The sequence below is a fragment of the Neorhizobium sp. R1-B genome (assembly GCF_004368875.1).
In the GTDB taxonomy this organism is placed as follows: domain Bacteria; phylum Pseudomonadota; class Alphaproteobacteria; order Rhizobiales; family Rhizobiaceae; genus Neorhizobium; species Neorhizobium huautlense.
This window is the reverse complement of the sequence record NZ_SOEM01000001.1, coordinates 112133-129927: the sequence shown is the minus strand read 5'-3', so window position 1 is coordinate 129927 and position 17795 is coordinate 112133. Positions and strand designations below refer to the sequence as shown.

Sequence of the window (17795 nt, the reverse complement as noted above, 5' to 3'; positions counted from 1 at the left end):
ACGCCTCAGAACTTGTAGGACACACCGAAGTTGACGGCATGGGTGAGGATGTTGGTCTTCAGCGAAGCGCCGCTGTCGATGTCCACGTCGACCCAGGAATAATTACCCTTGTATTCGGCAAAGACCGACCAGTTGTCGGTGAATTGGTACTTCACGCCGGCTTGCGCCTGCAGGGTCGCGCCGCCGAACTGATAGTCGAATGTGCGGCCTGAGGCGCGGGTGACTTCCACATGTGGAACGTTGATACCGACACCGGCACCGACGTAAGGCGTGAACTTGCTGCCTTCGATCGGGAACTTGTAGAGCGCGTTCAACGTCAGCAGGTTGATGCCGTCGGTGAACTCGAAATGCGACCAGCCGGCATCAGCCAGGGTGTCGTCGTCCGCGTAGACCTTTGCATGGGTGTAGTCGAGCGAGATACCCCAGTTGGAGAGGGCACCGCCGTCAAACCAATAGGTGCCGCGGATGCCCCAGTAAGGCGGCATCTGGAACGGCTTGGTATCCCAGCCGGCCGTGAAATCGGGCTGGTCGGAAACCTCGATGTCCGAGTGGGGCGAAAACTGGTAGCCGCCGTAAGCGGAGATTTCCCATCCGCCCGTCTCGACCGGAGCGACATAAGGCGCTTCTGCCTGGGTGGGATCGGCGGCATGGGCGGAGGTGAATGCAATACCGGCGGCAAGCGCCGTGGAAATTAAGGAAAGAGAAAGAAGCTTGCGCATGGAATCAGCCTGCAGAAAAAGGATATTGGCTTTTGCGGTGCACATTAGCGGCGGATGCTGCGTCGGTCTGTGCCTTTTTTGCACCAGTCGCCTACGAAGCTAGATCGATTATGGTTAATGAACTGTAAACCGGCAAAAAGGGCAGCTCCCGCCGCCCTTTTTGTCATTCGGAATGGTCTTCTCATCCGCCGAAGATCGTGCCGAAAATATCGATGCCGCGGTCCTTGTAATCGACCTTGCCATGACGGTTGCCGGGGCCGATGACAACCACTTTGGAGCCGATGCCGGCACGGGCGTAAAGGTGCTCGACGTCCTTGTTCATCATGCGGATGCAGCCGGACGACATGTTGAGACCGATTGTCCAGGGCTGGTTGGTGCCGTGGATGCGGAAGATGGTGTCGCGCCCGCCCTTATAGAGATAGAGCGCCCGGGCACCGAGCGGATTGTCGATGCCGCCTTCCTGTACGACCGGCAGGATACGGCCGTTGCGGGCTTCGCGCGCTCGCATTTCCGCCGGCGGCCTCCAGGACGGCCATTCCTCCTTGCGGCCGACATTGACGATGCCGGACCAGCCGAAGCCCTCGCGACCGACGCCGATACCGTAGCGCGTCGCACGGTTCGGGCCTTCGATGTAGTAGAGGAACTTGTTGTCGGTATCGACGATGATCGTGCCGGGTTTTTCGCTCGTCGAGAAACGCACCATGCGGCGCTTGTATTTCTCGGGTACTTCCCGGGGCTGGGCCACAAGTGTGACGTCGCTTGCCGGACGTTCGATTTGCGATGCGGCCGTGGTGAACGCGCCTGCGTTTCCGGCCGTCAGAAATATCGCGCCAGCCATCCCCATGGCCATCGCGACGGTCATGCCTCTCCTCATTCCCGCAGTCCTTCTCAATTTCAGAATGGCGGGAAGCTAACTGACTCCGGCGGCAAAGCAAGACTGTACATGGCTAATAAAGAAGATGTGAAGGTCAAAAGACGGCGGGACTGTGTCGCCGCCGCCTCACATTGAAGTAAACGGATCACATGACCACGACTTTTGTGCCGATATTTACCCGCTCGTAGAGATCCACCACGTCTTCGTTGCGCATGCGGATGCAGCCGGAAGACACCGCGCTGCCGATCGTCCAGGGAGCGTTGGTGCCGTGAATGCGGTAAAGCGTCGAGCCGAGATACATGGCGCGGGCGCCGAGTGGATTTTCCGGCCCGCCGTCCATGCGCGCCGGCAGGTAGTGGCCCTTGGCGGCTTCGCGGGCGATCATTTCCTTCGGAGGCGTCCAGTTCGGCCATTCCGCCTTTCGGGTGATCCGATGTTCGCCGGCCCATTCGAAGCCCGGTTTGCCGACGCCCACTCCGTAGCGGCGGGCTTGGCCATCGCCCATTACCAGATAGAGGAAGCGGTTATTGGTGTCGATGATGATGGTGCCCGGCCGTTCCGAAGTATCGTAGGCCACCGTCTGAGGCAGGAACTGCGGTTCGATCTGGCTACGGACCGGCCCGGTCGGCCGGACTGCAGCGGGTTCCACCCGGCTCTCTCCGAAGATGCCGCGTCGCTGGACCGCGCGTGGCTGCTGGTATTCGCGCTGACGGTAGATGACACGAGGCTGAGCGACCTGCCGGGGATAAACGACCGGTCGGGCATTCGGCCCGGCAAGCTGCATCACCCAAGGAGCGGCAAGGTCTGGGCTGACGATGACCGGCGGGCGTTCGCGGTAGCGGTCGTTTGCGAGGGCGGCGCTGGAAAAGGCGGCCGCAAGGCCAAGCGCCAGAAACAGGGTTTTCGTCATGGTCGGATCCACTCGTTACAATCACCGACGGGCGCCATCCCAAGACGAGGGCGGCACGCGTGTTGACGGCATGGTGAGCGCGAGGTGAAAGCGAATGGTAAACGGGTGGAACACGAAAACGCATCTTGCCTATAAACCTTTTGGCAGGGTTACCGCTCGGTTTTGAAACATGGTTGACCAGTGCTAAAGGGGCGGCAAACGCTGTTAAGAATCGGGGTTTGGGATGGAAAAGGCAGGAATCATCATCGGTGATGATGGCAAGGGGCGCTGCTTCTGGCACGGCGGCCTGGAGGACTATCGTCGTTATCATGACGAGGAATGGGGCCGGCCTGTGACGGATGACTTTAGGCTTTTCGAGAAGATCTGTCTCGAAGGGTTCCAGTCGGGACTGTCCTGGCTGACGATCCTGCGCAAGCGCGAGAATTTTCGCGCCGCCTTTGCCGGTTTCGACTTCGACAAGGTGGCCGAGTTCGGAGAAGAGGATGTCGCCCGCCTGCTGGGCGACATCGGCATCATCCGCCATCGCGGCAAGATCGTCTCCACCATCAACAATGCCGGCCGGGCACGGGAATTGCGGGACGAATTCGGATCTTTGGCAAAATTCTTCTGGAGCTTCGAGCCGGGAACACATGAGCGTCCGGAAATGATGGATCTGGCGACGCTGCGCGCCAATCCGACCACGCCGGTCTCGGTGCTGCTCTCCAAGACTTTGAAGAAAAGGGGCTGGACCTTCGTCGGCCCGACCACTGTCTACGCCTTCATGCAGGCGATGGGTCTCGTCAACGATCATCTCGACGGTTGTTTTTGCCGACAGGAGGTCGATGAATTGCGGTTGAGGTTCAAACGCCCGTGATCTCGAGCAGAACCTGGTGCAGGTCGCCGAGATTCTCGATCTGACGAAAGCGCGGCGCGTCGGTCGGCGCGTCCACATGCTCCAGGACCCAGGTGAGCGCATGCGGCACAAAGACGCCGTAGCTTCCAGCGGCTATTGCAGGGACGATATCGGACTTCAGGGAATTGCCGACCATCATGGCCCGTTCGGGGCCGTCGGCCAATTTCGAGAAGATGCGCCGATAGACCGTGGCGCTCTTGTCGCTGACGATCTCGATCGCGTCGAAATAGTCGCCCAACCCTGATTGCGCCAGCTTCCGCTCCTGGTCGAAGAGATCGCCCTTGGTAATCAGCACCAGAAGATATTCGCCGTTGAGGGCCTCCAATGTCTCTTCGACATGCGGCAGGGTTTCCACAGGGTGGCGAAGAAGGTCGCGGCCGATATCGAGAATCTGGCCGATCGTCTTGCTCGGCACCTTACCGTCGGTGATCTCGATTGCCGTCTCGATCATCGACAGGGTGAAGCCTTTGATGCCGAAACCATAGTGGGCAAGATTGCGCTTTTCGGCTTCCAGCAGACGCTCTGCAATATGCGTACCCTCGGCATAATCCCCGAGCAGTGTCTGGAAATGCTCTTCCGTCAGACGGTAATATTGCTCGTTCTGCCAGAGCGTATCGTCGGCATCGAAACCGATCGCAGTAATCGGGCGCATGTCAAACTTCCTCCAACCGTTCATATGGAGGATCGCGGAACGGCGGACAAGCGGGGACGCCGCCAGAGATGGATTGTCATGCCGCCCGCAACGATTCTTCGCCCGCCGCTGCCCTTGCCGCTCCGGCCTCTATCCTCTAAGAAACCGCACACAAATCCGGCCTCTTCAGGCCGCAGGCAATGGAATCCGATCATGAGCGACAAGCAAAAGAAACCGCAGAAATTGAGGGCCCGCCTGCCGCGCGGCTTCGTCGATCGTTCCGCTGCCGATATCCATGCCACCAACGAGATGATCGCAAAAATCCGCGAGGTCTACGAGCGCTACGGCTTCGACCCGGTCGAGACGCCGCTATTCGAATATACCGACGCGCTCGGAAAGTTCCTGCCGGACAGCGACCGCCCGAACGAGGGCGTCTTTTCGCTGCAGGATGACGACGACCAGTGGATGAGCCTGCGCTACGACCTGACCGCGCCGCTCGCCCGCCACGTCGCGGAAAATTTCAACGAGATCCAGCTGCCGTTCCGCACCTATCGCGCCGGTTACGTCTTCCGCAACGAGAAGCCGGGTCCCGGCCGTTTCCGCCAGTTCATGCAGTTCGACGCCGATACCGTCGGCGCCCCAGGCGTCCAGGCCGATGCCGAGATGTGCATGATGATGGCCGACACGATGGAAGCGCTCGGCATCAAACGCGGTGATTATGTGATCCGGGTGAACAACCGTAAGGTTCTGGATGGTGTGATGGAGGCCATCGGGCTTGGTGGCGATGAGAATGCGGGTCGGCGGCTCAGCGTGTTGCGGGCCATCGACAAGCTCGACAAGTTTGGCGTCGATGGCGTGAAATTGCTGCTTGGACCGGGCCGCAAGGATGAGAGCGGTGACTTCACCAAGGGTGCCGGACTCGATGCTGAGCAGATCGCCTTCGTCACTAAGTTCATCGAAGGTGCGTCTGCGGTTGACTGGAGCGCAACACTTAAGAATCTCTTCCAATCCGGCGGAGCTGATTTGGCGTGGGTTGGTATGGATGAATTGAATGTCATCCAAGGCTTATGCCTGGGGGCTGGCTATACCGACGACCGCATCAAGATCGATCCTTCCGTCGTCCGCGGCCTCGAATATTACACCGGCCCCGTCTTCGAAGCCGAGCTCCTCTTCGACGTCACCAATGAAAAAGGGGAAAAGGTCGTCTTCGGTTCGGTCGGCGGCGGTGGGCGGTATGATGGCCTGGTATCGCGTTTCATGGGCCAGCCGGTGCCGGCGACGGGTTTTTCGATCGGTGTCTCGCGCCTGATGACGGCGCTCAAAAACCTTGGCAAGCTCGGCCAGGACGAAGTTCTCGCGCCGGTTCTCGTCACCGTCATGGACGGCGATGTCGAGAGCATGGGCCGCTACCAGCGCTTCACGCAGATGTTGCGCAACGAAGGCATTCGTGCCGAAATGTATCAGGGCAACTGGAAGAAATTCGGCAACCAGCTGAAATATGCCGATCGCCGCGGTTGCCCGATCGCCATCATCCAGGGCGGCGACGAACGGGCGCAGGGCGTTGTGCAGTTGAAGGACCTGATCGAAGGCAAGCGGCTTTCCGGCGAGATCGAGGACAATGCCACCTGGCGGGAGGCGCGGGTGGCGCAGGATACCGTTGCCGAGGCCGATCTCGTCGCCAAGGTGAAGGAAATCCTGGCAGCCCAGGCGGAGGATCGGAAAAGGGCGGGCAATGCGTAAGGCTTACCCCCCTCTGTCCTACCGGACATCTCCCCCTCAAGGGGGGGGATTGGCTAGAGGCCAGCTTCTCATTTCCTCTCTGACGTCCCGATCTCCGCAGCGTCGCTTTGGAAGCGGCGGTCGTGCGGCTTGTGATCTTCCCACCCAAGGGGGAGATGCCCGGCAGGGCAGAGGGGTGCTTCGTGGCACAGCGGGAGCAACCCCATGCCCCTGATCGACATGCCCGATTTCTCGACGGACCTCCTCAATGAATTCGCCGCCCGCCGTACCGAGCGGGTCAATACGCCGGTTATCCAGCCGGCCGAACCGTTCCTCGACATGGCGGGCGAGGATCTGCGCCGGCGCATTTTTCTGACCGAAAGTGAAACCGGCGCCAATCTCTGCCTGCGTCCGGAATTCACCATTCCGGTCTGCCTGCGCCACATCGAGACCGCAACCGGCACGCCGAAGCGTTATTCCTATCTCGGCGAGGTGTTCCGCCAGCGCCGCGAGGGCGCGCATGAATTCTACCAGGCCGGCATTGAAGACCTCGGCGACAAGGACATCGCCCGTGCCGACGCGCGTGCCATCATCGACGCGACAGGCATTCTGGGGGCGCTCCTGCCCGGCGGGAAGCTGGAGCTGACGCTCGGTGACCAGGCCGTGTTCGAGGCGGTCGTCCGGGCGCTCGGCCTGCCGCTCGGCTGGCAGAAGCGGCTGATCCACGCCTTCGGGGACATGGTGCATTTGGAGGCTCTGCTGGATCGGCTTGCCCGACCGCAGCCGGTAACGGGGCTCGATCAGGAGGTGGCGAAACTCGTCGCGTCCGGCGACGAGGCCGAGCTCATCGCACGGATCGACCGCACGATGCAGGAGACCGGCTATTCGACCAATGCGAGCCGGTCGCCGGCCGAGATCGCAAGACGGCTGAAGGAGAAACTGGAGCTTGCCGAAACACGGCTCGATGGTGGCGCGCTGTTGCTGCTGCGGGAATTCCTGACACTGCGGCTTCCGCTGGCGGAGGCGCCGGCGGCTCTGGCCGGGTTTGCCGACGCCGCGGATCTGAAGCTCGGGCCAGCGATCGCGCTCTTCGACGCGCGGCTGGCAGCGCTTGCCAATGCCGGAGCCGATCTTTCCGCCATGACCTATCGCGCTGCCTTTGGCCGGCCGCTCGACTACTACACCGGCCTCGTCTTCGAGGTAACGGTAAGTGGTTCATCTGCGGTGCTCGCCGGGGGCGGCCGTTTCGACCGGCTGCTGACCCTTCTCGGAGCGAAGGAACGAATCCCGGCCGTCGGCTTTTCGCTCTGGCTCGATAGAATTGAAGCGGCGAGGGCAAAATAATGAGCGTCCTTACGATTGCCCTGCCGTCTAAGGGCCGCATCAAGGAAGACACCGCGGCGATCTTCGAACGGGCCGGCCTCGGCATTTCTGCAGTCGGCAACGACCGGTCTTACCGGGGACGGATCGACGGCATGGAGAGTGTCGAAATCACCTATCTGTCGGCCTCGGAGATCGCCCGCGAGCTTGCCAACGGTGCAGTCGACTTCGGCGTCACGGGAGAAGACCTCGTTCGCGAGGGCATGGTCGGCGCCGACCAGAAGGTAGAATTCTGCGCCCGCCTCGGCTTCGGCCAGGCGGATGTCGTCGTCGCGGTGCCTGAAATCTGGCTCGATGTGGAAACCATGGCCGATCTTGGCGATGTGGCGGCCGATTTCCGCGCCCGCCACGGCAGACGGCTGCAGATCGCCACGAAATACTGGCGGCTGACGCAGCAATTCTTCTCGTCGCAGCATGGCATCCAGCTTTACCGCATCGTCGAAAGCCTGGGCGCCACGGAGGGCGCGCCGGCTGCGGGGCAGGCGGATATCATCGTTGATATCACCTCGACCGGCTCGACGCTCAAGGCAAACCACTTGAAGATCCTGTCGGACGGGGTGATCCTGAAGTCCGAAGCCTGCCTGGTGCGGGCGCGCAAGTCGGCGCACGATGATGACCCGAGGGTTTCAAGGATCATGGAGGCAGTCCGCGCGGCCCTCTGATTGATGAGGAGAAAGATCGATGCATATCACCGGCAGATGCCATTGCGGGCATGTGACCTACGAAGCCGAACTTGACCCGCAAAGGGTCTCCATCTGCCACTGCACCGACTGCCAAAAGCTCACGGGCTCGCCCTTCCGGGTCACCGCCGTCGTGCCGGAAGGCGACTTCAAACTCACCGGCAATCCCCCGAAGCAATATCGCAAGACGGCCGAAAGCGGCCGGGGCCGCCTCCAGTATTTCTGTCCGGAATGCGGCTCGCAACTTTTCGTCAACGGTGAGGGGGAGGCCGCAAAAATCTGGGGTATCCGCTGGGGAAGCATCGATCAACGGATGGAACTGAAGCCCCAGCGCCAGGTCTGGTGCCGTTCGGCTGCACCGTGGCTCTCCGAGCTGGCAGAATTGCCGGCGCGCGAGACGGATTGAACCTAAAAAAATCCGCCGGACGGATGTCCGGCGGATCAAGTCAAAGGCAGGGAACTCGCAAAGCTTAGGCAGCGATTGCGACAGAACCGCGGCGGGCGTCGATCGAGTAGGCGCCGGCGCCGAAAGCGGCGAGTGCCAGGAAGCCGCCTGCAATCGTGATGTTCTTCATCATCATCAGGCTGTTGAAGAGGCTGAGCAGGCCGTTTGCGGCATCCGGAAAGCCGGGGATGGCGATGGCGCCAGAATGGAAGACCAGTCCGGTAAAGAGTGAAAAGCCGGCCAGTAGCAGCGCCGCGATGCGGGTCTGGAAGCCGGTCAGCACTGCAAGACCTGCAACAAGTTCGAAGACGCCCGCGGCATAGGCGAGCAAAGTGGCGGCGGGAAGGCCGGCGCCGGTGATCATGCCGGCCGTGCCGGACGGATCGACGAGCTTCTGGAAGCCGGACATGACGAACATGCCGGACAGGAGGAGGCGGCTGACGAGAAGCAGGGAATTGGTAGAAGTGGCGGACATTTCGATCTCCGATCAGTGGTCTGTGGTCGACAGACGGTTTGAATTTGCTGATCGGTTATTTGCCCTTTTTTGATCGTGTCCGGAAGATGAACAATCATAGACGCTTTGTCTACGGAGAGTGAACGACAAGAGCGACCGCGCGCTCTTGTCTCCCTTTCATGGCCGGGCGATGAAATAGGCATTGACGATATCATGGGGCAGCCGGTTCAGATCGATTGTTGAAAAACCGGCCTTCTTCAACATCCCTTCCGCCATTTCCACGCCCCACATCGTACCGAGCCCGGCTCCGCCTTGGCCGAGCGAAACCGGAGTGCAGTGCATGGTCGACATCATATAGAGGAAGGGAGCAAGCGGCACGTCCGTGTTTTTTTCAAGATAGCTGGACCCGCCTATGTCCTGCATCAGGAACACTCCGTCCTCGGCAAGCGAGTTCCGCACCGTATCGAGCAGGCCTTGAGGGTCTTTCTGGTCGTGCACGGCGTCGAAGGCAAGTATCAGGTCGTAGGTGCCGAGAGATGTTGCCGTCGAAAGATCTTTTTCTACGAAGGTGAGATTGGTCAGCTTCTTCTCGATCGCCGTCTTCTGAGCCTGCTGGAAGGCGTCCGTGCATAAGTCGTAGCCAATGAAACGACTGGCCGGAAACGCCTCGGCGAGCTTTAGAAGCGCCAGGCCCTGGCCGCAGCCGACGTCCGCCACCAGGATACCACTCCTCAATCTGGCAAGAATACCAGGGATGAGCGGCAGGATGTGTTCGTTGAGCGAGCAGACGACGGATTGGTGGCTCGATTCCGCCATCACCTCGTGAAAACGCCCATAGTGATGGTAGTGCAGGCCCTTGCCGTCGCGGAAGCGCTGAATGATTTCCTCTTCCACTTCGAAGGCAACGCCAAGAAATTGTGCCTCGACGGCAATGTTGTTCGGTGTTGCTGCCCGGGTCAGAAAGGCGGAATGTTCAGCCGGAAGTGTGAAGGTTTTCGTGGCCGGTTCATAGTCTACAACGCCTGTGGTGGCCAGCACAGAGAGCCATTCGCGCACATAGCGCTCGGCCAGGTTTGCCTTCTGGGCAAGATTGGCGACTGTGGTGGACGGCGTGCCGGCAAGAACGTCGAAGAGGCCGGTACGGTGGCCGATCGAGGTCATGAGCACGAGCGAGGCGCTGTTGAGCGCGCCGATCATCTGCCCGGCAAAGGCTTCCGCCTTGGCTTCATTGAATGTGTTTTGCGTTCCCGCGAGTGCGGTGTTGGTGGTCATTGTCTCTCTCCCGAGTTGATTAGACGGGCCTGCTTTCGACGTCCGCCTGATTGCGATCTCTATGCGGAGAGAAGGGTGTCTGATAGGTTCGTTTCAGGCGGAAGCGATCCAGAACGGACATGCGGGACATGGATTCGGGACAAAAACCGATCGAGACGGTGATCGTGAGCCTTCCGGAGATGACGGCCACCGGCATGATCATGATGGTGGATGTTCTCTCATCGGTCGGTCGGGACTGGGAATTGCTGCACGGCCGTACACCGCTGCCGCCCGCATTCTCGCCGATGATGCTGTCGCTCGATGGCGAGCCCTTTCTTGGACCGAACGGCGTGATCGTCACTCCGCACGGTGCTTTGAGCGATCGACCCGCACCCGATATCGTCATCGTACCGGATATCATTGTCGATCTCACTCAGCCCTATCCCAATTCCTACAATGCGGTGGTGGACTGGATCCGCGCCGCTTATCAGACGGGAGCTATCATCTGTTCGGTCTGTTCCGGCTCGCTGCTCCTCGCGGAAGCCGGCCTGCTGGACGGGAAGGACGCTGCCACCCATTGGGGTTACGCGAGCCAGATGTCCGCCCGCTATCCAAAGGTCCGCGTGCGGCGTGAGCGTATCCTCATTCCCGCAGGCGAGGGCCACCGTATCATCAGTGCCGGTGGCGCGTCGTCCTGGCACGACCTCCTCCTTTATCTGATCGGCCGTTTCGTCAGCTCTGAGGAGGCGCGGCGCATTGCGAAGATCTTTTTGTTGCAATGGCATAGCGAAGGGCAATTGCCTTTCGCCTCCCTCACCGTGGGGCGCCAGCACGAAGACCGATTGATCGCCGCCGCGCAGATTTGGGCGGCCGAAAATTACCCGCGTCCGAACCCGGTCGCAGAAATGGCGGCACGGAGCGGTCTGACGGAGCGCAGTTTCCTGAGACGTTTCCGCGCCGCGACCGGCCAGTCTCCGCTTGAATATATCCAGACGCTTCGTATGGAGGAGGCAAAGCAGATACTCGAAACCTCCGATATGTCGCTCGACAACGTTGCGGCCGAGGTGGGCTATGTGGAGCCGGCAAGCTTCCGCAGACTGTTCCGTAAATTGGTTGGCCTCACTCCGTCGGACTATCGCAGGCGGAGCATGCCGCCGCCGGAGCTTCGGGCATCGAGGCGCGAACGGTTGGCCTGATCCCGAACCGGCAAGCTTCCGGCGTCACATCTTCCCAGCCTTCCTGAACGCAACCTTCAGCCTTGGTTCATCGTTGGATCATCAGGATGCAGCTGTTTTCGAAGCAAATTTTCCCCGAAAGGAGGTATGTGATGAAGAAGATCATCGTCAGTGCTCTTGCCATTCTGGTCGCCTCGAGCGTCCCGGGCCTGGCCCAGACCTACCGCAGCGAGGGACGGGAATACCGTCAGGAGTATCGCATCTATCGCGGCATGGCGCGCGGCGAACTGACACCGCAGGAGCTGCGCAATCTCTCCCGCCAGCAGCAGCGGATCGACCGGGCGCAGTGGCGGGCTTCCCGTGACGGCTACGTCTCCTATCGGGAGCGGCAGCGGATCGAGCGTATGCAGGATAGGGCCTCTCGCAATATCTACCGCAAGTCCAACAATGGACGGGATCTCTACTAGGGTGCTGGTCAAGCCCGCTGACTGCCCGGCCTGGGTCGGGCGGTCAAATTTCTTCGATGCGGCGGGCCTCTTCCGGCAGGACCGAAAGCTCGCGCCAGTCGATCTCTTCAAGCAAAAGATTGTATTCATCGACATTGACCTGATGCGCCACCCGCAGCCGGTCGAGTTCATCGCGCTGGGCCGCGATCGCCATTAACGCCAGCCGGCGATAGGTTTCCAAAGAAGCGGCGCCGGCCGCGTTGGCGATTGCCCGCTGTTCGAGCTGGAACTTGGCGCGCAGCAATTCGGCTTCCGGTTCCTGTAGTCCTTCAAGTGGGGCAAGACCGGCGGCCGCAATTTCGCTTCGCCGCGTCGCGAGTTCGCCTCTGCCTTCAGCTCGGCGATCGAGGCCGAGTAAGCGGATGACGGGCGCCAATGTCAGTCCCTGAACTACGAGGGTGGCGAGAACGACGGCAAAAGCCGTCAGGACCACCATATCGCGTTGCGGAAAGTCTGCGGGCAGGGCGAAGGCAGTTGCAAGCGTGACGAGCCCTCGCATGCCGCACCACCCCGCAAGCAGCGCCTGGTTCAGCGTTGCGGGTTCCGGCCTGCCGTGGCTGCGTGCATACCAGGCGCGTAGGCGGTTAAAGCCGATACAGATGACGAAGCGGACCAGCACGACGACAATCACGGTCAGCAGCGCGAAGCGGAGGGCTTCTCCGAGGCGATCGGCCGACATGCTGTCGAGGATACCACGCACCTGCATGCCCATCAAAAGAAAGGCCATGACGTTGAGCACGAAGACCGCCGCGCTCCAGACGGCATAGGATTGGACACGCATGCGCGCCGAAGATCGTGTCCCGTCGCTACGGGCCAGCATCATTGCGAAAGCGACGATGGCAAGCACCGCCGAAAACGCCAGTCGCGCGGCGATGATCCAGAGCAGGAAAGTCTGGACGAATTGCAGGAGATTGCCGCCGAGCGTGCCGCTAACCAGCCGGTAAAGATGACGGGACAGCCATGCGGCGACAATGCCGAGCAGGATGCCGCCCGGCACCGCGAGGGTGAGATGCAGGGCGACGGGCGCATCGAGGCTGCCTGCGGATTGAACCGCCAAGGCCGCATCGAATATCAGCAGTGCCGCGGCATCATTGAAGAGGCTCTCGCCCCGAAGCACGGTGTCGGTGCTGCGCGGAATGGCCATAGATGACAGAACCGCCGTTGCAGCCGCCGCATCGGGCGGTGCGACGATCGCACCGAGAACAAGCGCTGCAGCCAGGGGCAGGCCGGCGACGGCCCAGCCGACAAAGGCAACGGCAGCGGCGGTGACGGCTACGCCCCCGATCGCGAAGACGAGGAGCGGCAACCAGAAGCGGCGCGCGATCCCGACCGGAAAATCGAAAGCGGCGTCGAGCAGCGCCGGCGCAATGAAGAGAGCAAGAGCCGTCGCAGGCTCCAGCGAAATGTAAGGCATGCCCGGCAAAAGCGCGACCGCCGCACCCGCCAGCGCGAGCATGGACGGATAGGGCACCGAAAGTCGTCGCGAGACCTGCAACAGCACGACCGCGACAAGCAAGAGGACAAGCAGGCTCTCAAAGAAACTCATGCGGCGACTGTAGTTCCCGTCGCGGCTTTTGTCAGCGTTGGTTTAGCGTCGTTTTTGATGGATCAGAGCAACAAAAGGGCGGTCCGAAAACCGCCCTTCCTAACTGAACCAGATGGCTCAGATGCGAGGCATCAGCCTCACATCATGTCCATTCCGCCCATTCCGCCCATGCCGCCAGGCATGCCGGCCGGAGCGTCCTTCTTCGGCAGCTCGGCGATCATGGCTTCCGTGGTGATCAGCAGCGAAGCAACCGAAGCAGCATTCTGCAGAGCCGTGCGGACGACCTTCAGCGGATCGACGATACCCATGGCGATCATGTCGCCATATTCGCCGGTCTGTGCGTTGTAGCCGTAGTTGTCTTCGTTCTTGTCGAGAACCTTGCCGACGACGATCGAAGCTTCGTCACCAGCGTTGTCAGCGATCTGGCGGACCAGCGACTGCAATGCTTTGCGGACGATGTTGATGCCGGCTTCCTGGTCGTCATTAGCGCCCTTGGACGTGATCTTGACGGAGGAGCGCAGCAGGGCGATACCGCCGCCCGGAACGATGCCTTCCTGAACGGCAGCGCGGGTCGCGTTGAGAGCGTCGTCGATGCGGTCCTTCTTTTCCTTCACTTCGACTTCGGTCGAACCGCCGACGCGGATGACGGCAACGCCGCCAGCGAGCTTGGCGAGGCGCTCCTGGAGCTTCTCACGATCGTAATCCGAGGTGGTTTCCTCGATCTGCGCCTTGATCTGATTGACGCGGCCTTCGATGTCGGACTTGGCGCCGGCACCGTCGACGATCGTGGTGTTTTCCTTGGAGATCGAGACCTTCTTGGAGCGGCCGAGCATGTCGAGGGTGACATTCTCGAGCTTGATGCCGAGGTCTTCGGAGATCACAGTGCCGCCCGTGAGGATGGCGATGTCTTCCAGCATGGCCTTGCGGCGGTCGCCGAAGCCCGGAGCCTTGACGGCAGCAATCTTCAGGCCACCGCGCAGCTTGTTGACGACGAGGGTAGCAAGTGCCTCGCCTTCGACGTCTTCAGCGATGATCAGGAGCGGCTTGCCGGTCTGAACGACGGCTTCGAGAACCGGGAGCATGGCCTGCAGGTTCGAGAGCTTCTTCTCGTGAAGGAGAATGTAAGCGTCATCGAGATCGGCAACCATCTTTTCCGGGTTGGTCACGAAGTAGGGCGACAGGTAGCCGCGGTCGAACTGCATGCCTTCGACCACTTCGAGTTCGGTTTCGGCGGTCTTGGCTTCTTCAACCGTGATGACGCCTTCGTTGCCGACCTTCTGCATGGCTTCAGCAATGTCGAGGCCGATCTGGCGCTCGCCGTTTGCGGAGATCGTGCCGACCTGGGCAACTTCTTCCGAAGTGTTGATCTTCTTGGCCTTGGCCTGGAGATCCTTGACGACTTCGGCTACGGCGAGATCGATGCCGCGCTTCAGGTCCATCGGGTTCATGCCGGCTGCGACGGCCTTGTTGCCTTCGCGAACGATAGCCTGAGCGAGAACCGTAGCGGTGGTGGTGCCGTCGCCGGCGATGTCGTTGGTCTTCGAAGCGACTTCGCGGACCATCTGGGCGCCCATGTTTTCGAACTTGTCTTCCAGTTCGATTTCCTTGGCGACGGAGACGCCGTCCTTGGTGATGCGCGGCGCACCGAAGGACTTGTCGATAACGACGTTACGACCCTTCGGGCCGAGCGTTACCTTGACTGCGTCAGCGAGAATGTCGACGCCACGCAGCATCTTTTCACGTGCGGTGCGGCCGAATTTGACTTCTTTAGCTGCCATTTTGAGAACTCCTGAAAAGGGGTGTCAGCGAATTTCGGTAAGGACAGGCGGCTTATCAGCCGATGATGCCCATGATGTCGGCTTCCTTCATGATCAGAAGGTCTTCGCCGTTGATCTTGACTTCGGTGCCGGACCACTTGCCGAAGAGAACGCGGTCGCCAGCCTTGACGTCGAGAGCGACGACCTTGCCGGATTCATCGCGGGCGCCAGAACCGACGGCGACGATTTCGCCTTCCTGCGGCTTTTCCTTGGCGGTATCAGGAATGATGATGCCGCCCTTGGTCTTTTCTTCAGACTCGACGCGACGAACGACGACGCGATCGTGCAGGGGGCGGAAATTGGTGTTTGCCATTGTCTAATCCCTCGATCAAATGACATTGACGGATCACGTGATGATCCGCTGGAATGTTAGCACTCACCTCCAGGGAGTGCTAAGCGCCGCGGATGTAGGCTCGGCGAGCGGAAGAGTCAAGGATAGGGACAGAAAAAACAGCGCTTCGCGAGGAGCCGGGCGATTGCTGAAACTTGACTTTGGAGTAGCAATTTCGTCTAAATGATATATGGGGTTTGCGAGTGCCCCACGAGGCGCCATGCCGAAGTTCGCGTCCTTCATATGACTATCACATATGAACCTTAGAGGGCACGACCATGGCGACTTATAATGCTATCTCATCTGAGAAATTGGCACGATTAATCGGTACTCCCAAGGCGCCGCTGATTATCGACGTGCGCGACCGGGACGACTTTGCCGAAAACCCTTTCCTGCTGCCGGCTTCGCTCAAGAAGGCTCACCACGATGTCGCCGATTGGGCTCCGTCGTTGAACCGGCGATGGGTTGTGGTCGTCTGCCAGAAGGGCCGCAAGCTGAGCGAAGGCGTTGCGGCCTTCCTGCGTATTGCGGGCGCCGAGGCAGAGGTTCTGGAGGGAGGTTTCGAAAGCTGGCGGGAACTCGGGCTGCCGCTCCTGCCTGTGGAAAGGATCCCCGACAGGAAGGCCGACGGCGCGACACTCTGGGTAACGCGCGCCCGGCCGAAAATCGACCGCATCGCCTGTCCCTGGCTGATCCGCCGCTTTGTTGATCCCGGCGCCACTTTTCTATTCGTCTCGGCTGTAGAGGTCGAGGCCGTCGCCGACCGCTTCGGCGCGACGTCTTTCGATATCGAAGGCGTCTTCTGGAGCCATCGCGGCGAACTCTGCAGCTTCGATGTCATGATCGAGGAGTTCGGATTGTCATTTCCCGCACTCGGCCACCTCGCTCGGATCGTCCGAGGCGCCGACACGGACCGACCCGACCTTGAGCCTCAGGCTGCGGGGCTCCTGGCGATATCGCTTGGCCTGTCGCGGATGTATTCCAGCGATCTGGAACAGATGGAGCAGGGTATGCTCATCTATGACGCACTTTATCGTTGGGCTCGCGACGCGGCGGACGAGAAACATGATTGGGTATCCCATGGCGGACGGAAGTGACACGGCAATGGACGCGATGGTGAAGGAAGAGGTTTCCGGCCCTGTCGGACTTAGGGAGATGACGGCGGTTTTCGCCAAGATTGGAGTATTGAGCTTTGGTGGCCCCGCGGGTCAGATAGGTCTGATGCACCGGATCCTGGTGGATGAGAAGCGCTGGATTTCCGAGGAGCGGTTTCTTCACGCGCTGAATTACTGCATGCTGCTGCCGGGGCCTGAAGCGCAGCAACTGGCGACTTATATCGGCTGGTTGATGCATGGTACCCGCGGAGGCATAATCGCCGGGCTTCTGTTCGTCATTCCCGGCCTGGCAGTCATCATCGGCCTTTCGACCGCCTATTCGCTCTACCAGGACACGACCTGGCTGACCGGCCTCTTCTATGGCCTGAAAGCGGCGGTGCTGGCGATCGTCGTCGAAGCGGTGATCCGGCTCGGCCGCAAGACGTTGAAGAGCCGGTTCCTCGTCGCCATTGCGGCTCTGGCCTTCATATCGCTGTTCTTTTTCAGCCTTCCGTTTCCGCTGGTCGTGCTGCTGGCGGGCATCGCTGGCTTCGTCTCCGTCCGTCCCGGCGGAAGCCGGCCGACAGGAGCCGCCGCGCCCATCGATCTTCCAAAACGCCCGCCGGCTTTGAAGGCGGTTGCGACGCTCGTCTTCTGGGTCGCTGTCTGGCAGCTTCCGCTTCTGGCCCTCTGGCTGGTCTCCGGTACAGAGGCCCTGTCGGCGATGTTCACTTTCTTCTCCAAGATGGCCCTGGTCACTTTCGGCGGGGCTTATGCGGTGCTTGCCTACGTGGCGCAGGTCGCAGTCCAGGATTACGGCTGGCTGAGGCCGGGCGAAATGCTGGACGGGCTGGCGCTGGCGGAAACAACGCCGGGGCCGCTGGTATTGGTGCTTTCTTTCGTCGGCTTCCTTGTCGGCTTCCGCGAAGCTGCCGGGCTGGGAGCCGTCACGGGCGGCGTCATCGGCGCCCTACTGGTCGCCTGGGCCACCTTCGTGCCGAGCTTCATCTGGATTTTTGCCGGGGCACCCTTCATCGAGCGGCTCCGCGGCAACGCGACATTTTCAGCGGCCCTCTCGGCGATCACGGCCGCTGTGGTGGGGGTCATCCTTAATCTCGCCATCTGGTTCGGGATGCATGTCCTCTTCCGCGAGGTCGGCGAAATCCCGCTGTGGCCGGCGGCCGGCCTCCATGTTTCCTGGCCGGTCTGGACGAGCCTTGACCTGGCCGCCTTCCTGCTTTTCCTGCTTTCGGCGGTTCTTTTGTTCCGGATAAGGGTTGGCATGGTGCCTGTGTTGGCCATATGCGCTCTCGCCGGTCTGGCGCTCAAGCTTCCGGCTCTCCTGTGACGCCGCGGTGAAATCGAACGGCG

Annotated in this window: 18 protein-coding genes; 9 read left to right on the top strand and 9 right to left on the bottom strand. The window is 60.9% G+C overall.

What is annotated here, in order from left to right; all coding sequences use genetic code 11:
* Nucleotides 1–5 precede the first annotated feature (5 nt).
* The 3 genes from EDE05_RS00560 to EDE05_RS00550 all read right to left on the bottom strand — a co-directional run bounded on the left by EDE05_RS00560 (nucleotide 6) and on the right by EDE05_RS00550 (nucleotide 2503).
* Nucleotides 6–719, bottom strand: a complete 714-nt coding sequence (locus EDE05_RS00560) for an outer membrane beta-barrel protein (RefSeq protein WP_112801678.1) — start codon at nucleotides 717–719, stop codon at nucleotides 6–8.
* A 181-nt stretch (nucleotides 720–900) separates the two neighbouring features.
* On the bottom strand, nucleotides 901–1593 hold the full coding sequence (locus EDE05_RS00555; RefSeq protein WP_105374089.1) for a L,D-transpeptidase: 693 nt from the start codon (nucleotides 1591–1593) through the stop codon (nucleotides 901–903).
* A 145-nt stretch (nucleotides 1594–1738) separates the two neighbouring features.
* Nucleotides 1739–2503, bottom strand: a complete 765-nt coding sequence (locus tag EDE05_RS00550) for a L,D-transpeptidase (RefSeq protein WP_134099421.1) — start codon at nucleotides 2501–2503, stop codon at nucleotides 1739–1741.
* A 223-nt stretch (nucleotides 2504–2726) separates the two neighbouring features.
* Here EDE05_RS00550 and EDE05_RS00545 point away from each other — a divergent pair, with 223 nt between their 5' ends.
* Nucleotides 2727–3356 (top strand): DNA-3-methyladenine glycosylase I, encoded by a 630-nt coding sequence (locus tag EDE05_RS00545; RefSeq protein ID WP_134099419.1) that lies wholly within the window; start codon nucleotides 2727–2729, stop codon nucleotides 3354–3356.
* On the opposite strand, the gene EDE05_RS00540 is transcribed toward EDE05_RS00545, so the two are convergent.
* Entirely contained in the window at nucleotides 3343–4047 is a 705-nt protein-coding gene (locus EDE05_RS00540; RefSeq protein ID WP_105374091.1) for an HAD family hydrolase, read from the bottom strand. The two genes, EDE05_RS00545 and EDE05_RS00540, sit on opposite strands and share 14 nt — an antisense overlap.
* A 192-nt stretch (nucleotides 4048–4239) precedes the next feature.
* Between EDE05_RS00540 and hisS the strand changes: the two genes are divergently transcribed.
* The 4 genes from hisS (at nucleotide 4240) to EDE05_RS00520 (ending at nucleotide 8211) form a co-directional block, all read left to right on the top strand.
* Nucleotides 4240–5766: a histidine--tRNA ligase gene (gene hisS, locus EDE05_RS00535; RefSeq protein ID WP_134099416.1), complete on the top strand. Its 1527-nt coding sequence runs from the start codon at nucleotides 4240–4242 to the stop codon at nucleotides 5764–5766.
* Nucleotides 5767–5970: 204 nt separating this feature from the next.
* Nucleotides 5971–7089: an ATP phosphoribosyltransferase regulatory subunit gene (locus EDE05_RS00530; protein ID WP_134099413.1), complete on the top strand. Its 1119-nt coding sequence runs from the start codon at nucleotides 5971–5973 to the stop codon at nucleotides 7087–7089.
* Nucleotides 7089–7787 carry an ATP phosphoribosyltransferase gene (gene hisG, locus EDE05_RS00525; RefSeq protein WP_134099410.1) on the top strand — a complete coding sequence of 233 codons (699 nt, stop codon included), beginning with the start codon at nucleotides 7089–7091 and terminating at the stop codon, nucleotides 7785–7787. The genes EDE05_RS00530 and hisG overlap by 1 nt, the downstream gene beginning before the upstream one ends.
* A gap of 19 nt (nucleotides 7788–7806) precedes the next feature.
* Entirely contained in the window at nucleotides 7807–8211 is a 405-nt protein-coding gene (locus EDE05_RS00520; protein ID WP_112801401.1) for a GFA family protein, read from the top strand.
* A gap of 64 nt (nucleotides 8212–8275) precedes the next feature.
* Here EDE05_RS00520 and EDE05_RS00515 read toward each other — a convergent pair whose 3' ends face one another.
* Nucleotides 8276–8725 carry a DoxX family protein gene (locus EDE05_RS00515; protein WP_105374095.1) on the bottom strand — a complete coding sequence of 150 codons (450 nt, stop codon included), beginning with the start codon at nucleotides 8723–8725 and terminating at the stop codon, nucleotides 8276–8278.
* Nucleotides 8726–8881: 156 nt separating this feature from the next.
* Complete coding sequence (locus tag EDE05_RS00510) at nucleotides 8882–9976, bottom strand: methyltransferase domain-containing protein (protein WP_134099409.1); 1095 nt, start codon at nucleotides 9974–9976, stop codon at nucleotides 8882–8884.
* A 128-nt stretch (nucleotides 9977–10104) separates the two neighbouring features.
* On the opposite strand from EDE05_RS00510, the gene EDE05_RS00505 reads away from it, so the two are divergent.
* Nucleotides 10105–11151 carry a helix-turn-helix domain-containing protein gene (locus EDE05_RS00505; RefSeq protein ID WP_207914803.1) on the top strand — a complete coding sequence of 349 codons (1047 nt, stop codon included), beginning with the start codon at nucleotides 10105–10107 and terminating at the stop codon, nucleotides 11149–11151.
* A 131-nt stretch (nucleotides 11152–11282) separates the two neighbouring features.
* Entirely contained in the window at nucleotides 11283–11597 is a 315-nt protein-coding gene (locus EDE05_RS00500) for a hypothetical protein (protein ID WP_105374098.1), read from the top strand.
* 43 nt (nucleotides 11598–11640) lie between these two features.
* Here EDE05_RS00500 and EDE05_RS00495 read toward each other — a convergent pair whose 3' ends face one another.
* From EDE05_RS00495 to groES, 3 genes are all read right to left on the bottom strand, one after another.
* Entirely contained in the window at nucleotides 11641–13182 is a 1542-nt protein-coding gene (locus tag EDE05_RS00495; RefSeq protein ID WP_132408682.1) for a cation:proton antiporter, read from the bottom strand.
* A 137-nt stretch (nucleotides 13183–13319) separates the two neighbouring features.
* Nucleotides 13320–14960 (bottom strand): chaperonin GroEL, encoded by a 1641-nt coding sequence (groL, locus tag EDE05_RS00490; protein WP_105374100.1) that lies wholly within the window; start codon nucleotides 14958–14960, stop codon nucleotides 13320–13322.
* Nucleotides 14961–15015: 55 nt separating this feature from the next.
* Nucleotides 15016–15312, bottom strand: a complete 297-nt coding sequence (gene groES, locus EDE05_RS00485) for a co-chaperone GroES (RefSeq protein WP_113364390.1) — start codon at nucleotides 15310–15312, stop codon at nucleotides 15016–15018.
* A 296-nt stretch (nucleotides 15313–15608) separates the two neighbouring features.
* Between groES and EDE05_RS00480 the strand changes: the two genes are divergently transcribed.
* Nucleotides 15609–16427, top strand: a complete 819-nt coding sequence (locus tag EDE05_RS00480) for a sulfurtransferase/chromate resistance protein (RefSeq protein WP_134099405.1) — start codon at nucleotides 15609–15611, stop codon at nucleotides 16425–16427.
* A 7-nt stretch (nucleotides 16428–16434) separates the two neighbouring features.
* Complete coding sequence (gene chrA / locus EDE05_RS00475) at nucleotides 16435–17772, top strand: chromate efflux transporter (RefSeq protein ID WP_134099873.1); 1338 nt, start codon at nucleotides 16435–16437, stop codon at nucleotides 17770–17772.
* Nucleotides 17773–17795: the final 23 nt, after the last annotated feature.

Bases quoted from the DNA above. Each gene is read 5' to 3' on its own strand.
- EDE05_RS00480 (WP_134099405.1), top strand. From the start codon at position 15,609: ATGGCGACTTATAATGCTATCTCATCTGAGAAATTGGCACGATTAATC.
- groL (WP_105374100.1), bottom strand. From the start codon at position 14,960: ATGGCAGCTAAAGAAGTCAAATTCGGCCGCACCGCACGTGAAAAGATG.
- EDE05_RS00545 (WP_134099419.1), top strand. From the start codon at position 2,727: ATGGAAAAGGCAGGAATCATCATCGGTGATGATGGCAAGGGGCGCTGC.
- EDE05_RS00500 (WP_105374098.1), top strand. From the start codon at position 11,283: ATGAAGAAGATCATCGTCAGTGCTCTTGCCATTCTGGTCGCCTCGAGC.
- groES (WP_113364390.1), bottom strand. From the start codon at position 15,312: ATGGCAAACACCAATTTCCGCCCCCTGCACGATCGCGTCGTCGTTCGT.
- EDE05_RS00560 (WP_112801678.1), bottom strand. From the start codon at position 719: ATGCGCAAGCTTCTTTCTCTTTCCTTAATTTCCACGGCGCTTGCCGCC.
- EDE05_RS00515 (WP_105374095.1), bottom strand. From the start codon at position 8,725: ATGTCCGCCACTTCTACCAATTCCCTGCTTCTCGTCAGCCGCCTCCTC.
- EDE05_RS00520 (WP_112801401.1), top strand. From the start codon at position 7,807: ATGCATATCACCGGCAGATGCCATTGCGGGCATGTGACCTACGAAGCC.
- EDE05_RS00495 (WP_132408682.1), bottom strand. From the start codon at position 13,182: ATGAGTTTCTTTGAGAGCCTGCTTGTCCTCTTGCTTGTCGCGGTCGTG.
- hisS (WP_134099416.1), top strand. From the start codon at position 4,240: ATGAGCGACAAGCAAAAGAAACCGCAGAAATTGAGGGCCCGCCTGCCG.
- EDE05_RS00505 (WP_207914803.1), top strand. From the start codon at position 10,105: ATGGATTCGGGACAAAAACCGATCGAGACGGTGATCGTGAGCCTTCCG.
- EDE05_RS00540 (WP_105374091.1), bottom strand. From the start codon at position 4,047: ATGCGCCCGATTACTGCGATCGGTTTCGATGCCGACGATACGCTCTGG.
- EDE05_RS00530 (WP_134099413.1), top strand. From the start codon at position 5,971: ATGCCCCTGATCGACATGCCCGATTTCTCGACGGACCTCCTCAATGAA.
- EDE05_RS00510 (WP_134099409.1), bottom strand. From the start codon at position 9,976: ATGACCACCAACACCGCACTCGCGGGAACGCAAAACACATTCAATGAA.
- hisG (WP_134099410.1), top strand. From the start codon at position 7,089: ATGAGCGTCCTTACGATTGCCCTGCCGTCTAAGGGCCGCATCAAGGAA.
- chrA (WP_134099873.1), top strand. From the start codon at position 16,435: ATGGACGCGATGGTGAAGGAAGAGGTTTCCGGCCCTGTCGGACTTAGG.
- EDE05_RS00550 (WP_134099421.1), bottom strand. From the start codon at position 2,503: ATGACGAAAACCCTGTTTCTGGCGCTTGGCCTTGCGGCCGCCTTTTCC.
- EDE05_RS00555 (WP_105374089.1), bottom strand. From the start codon at position 1,593: ATGAGGAGAGGCATGACCGTCGCGATGGCCATGGGGATGGCTGGCGCG.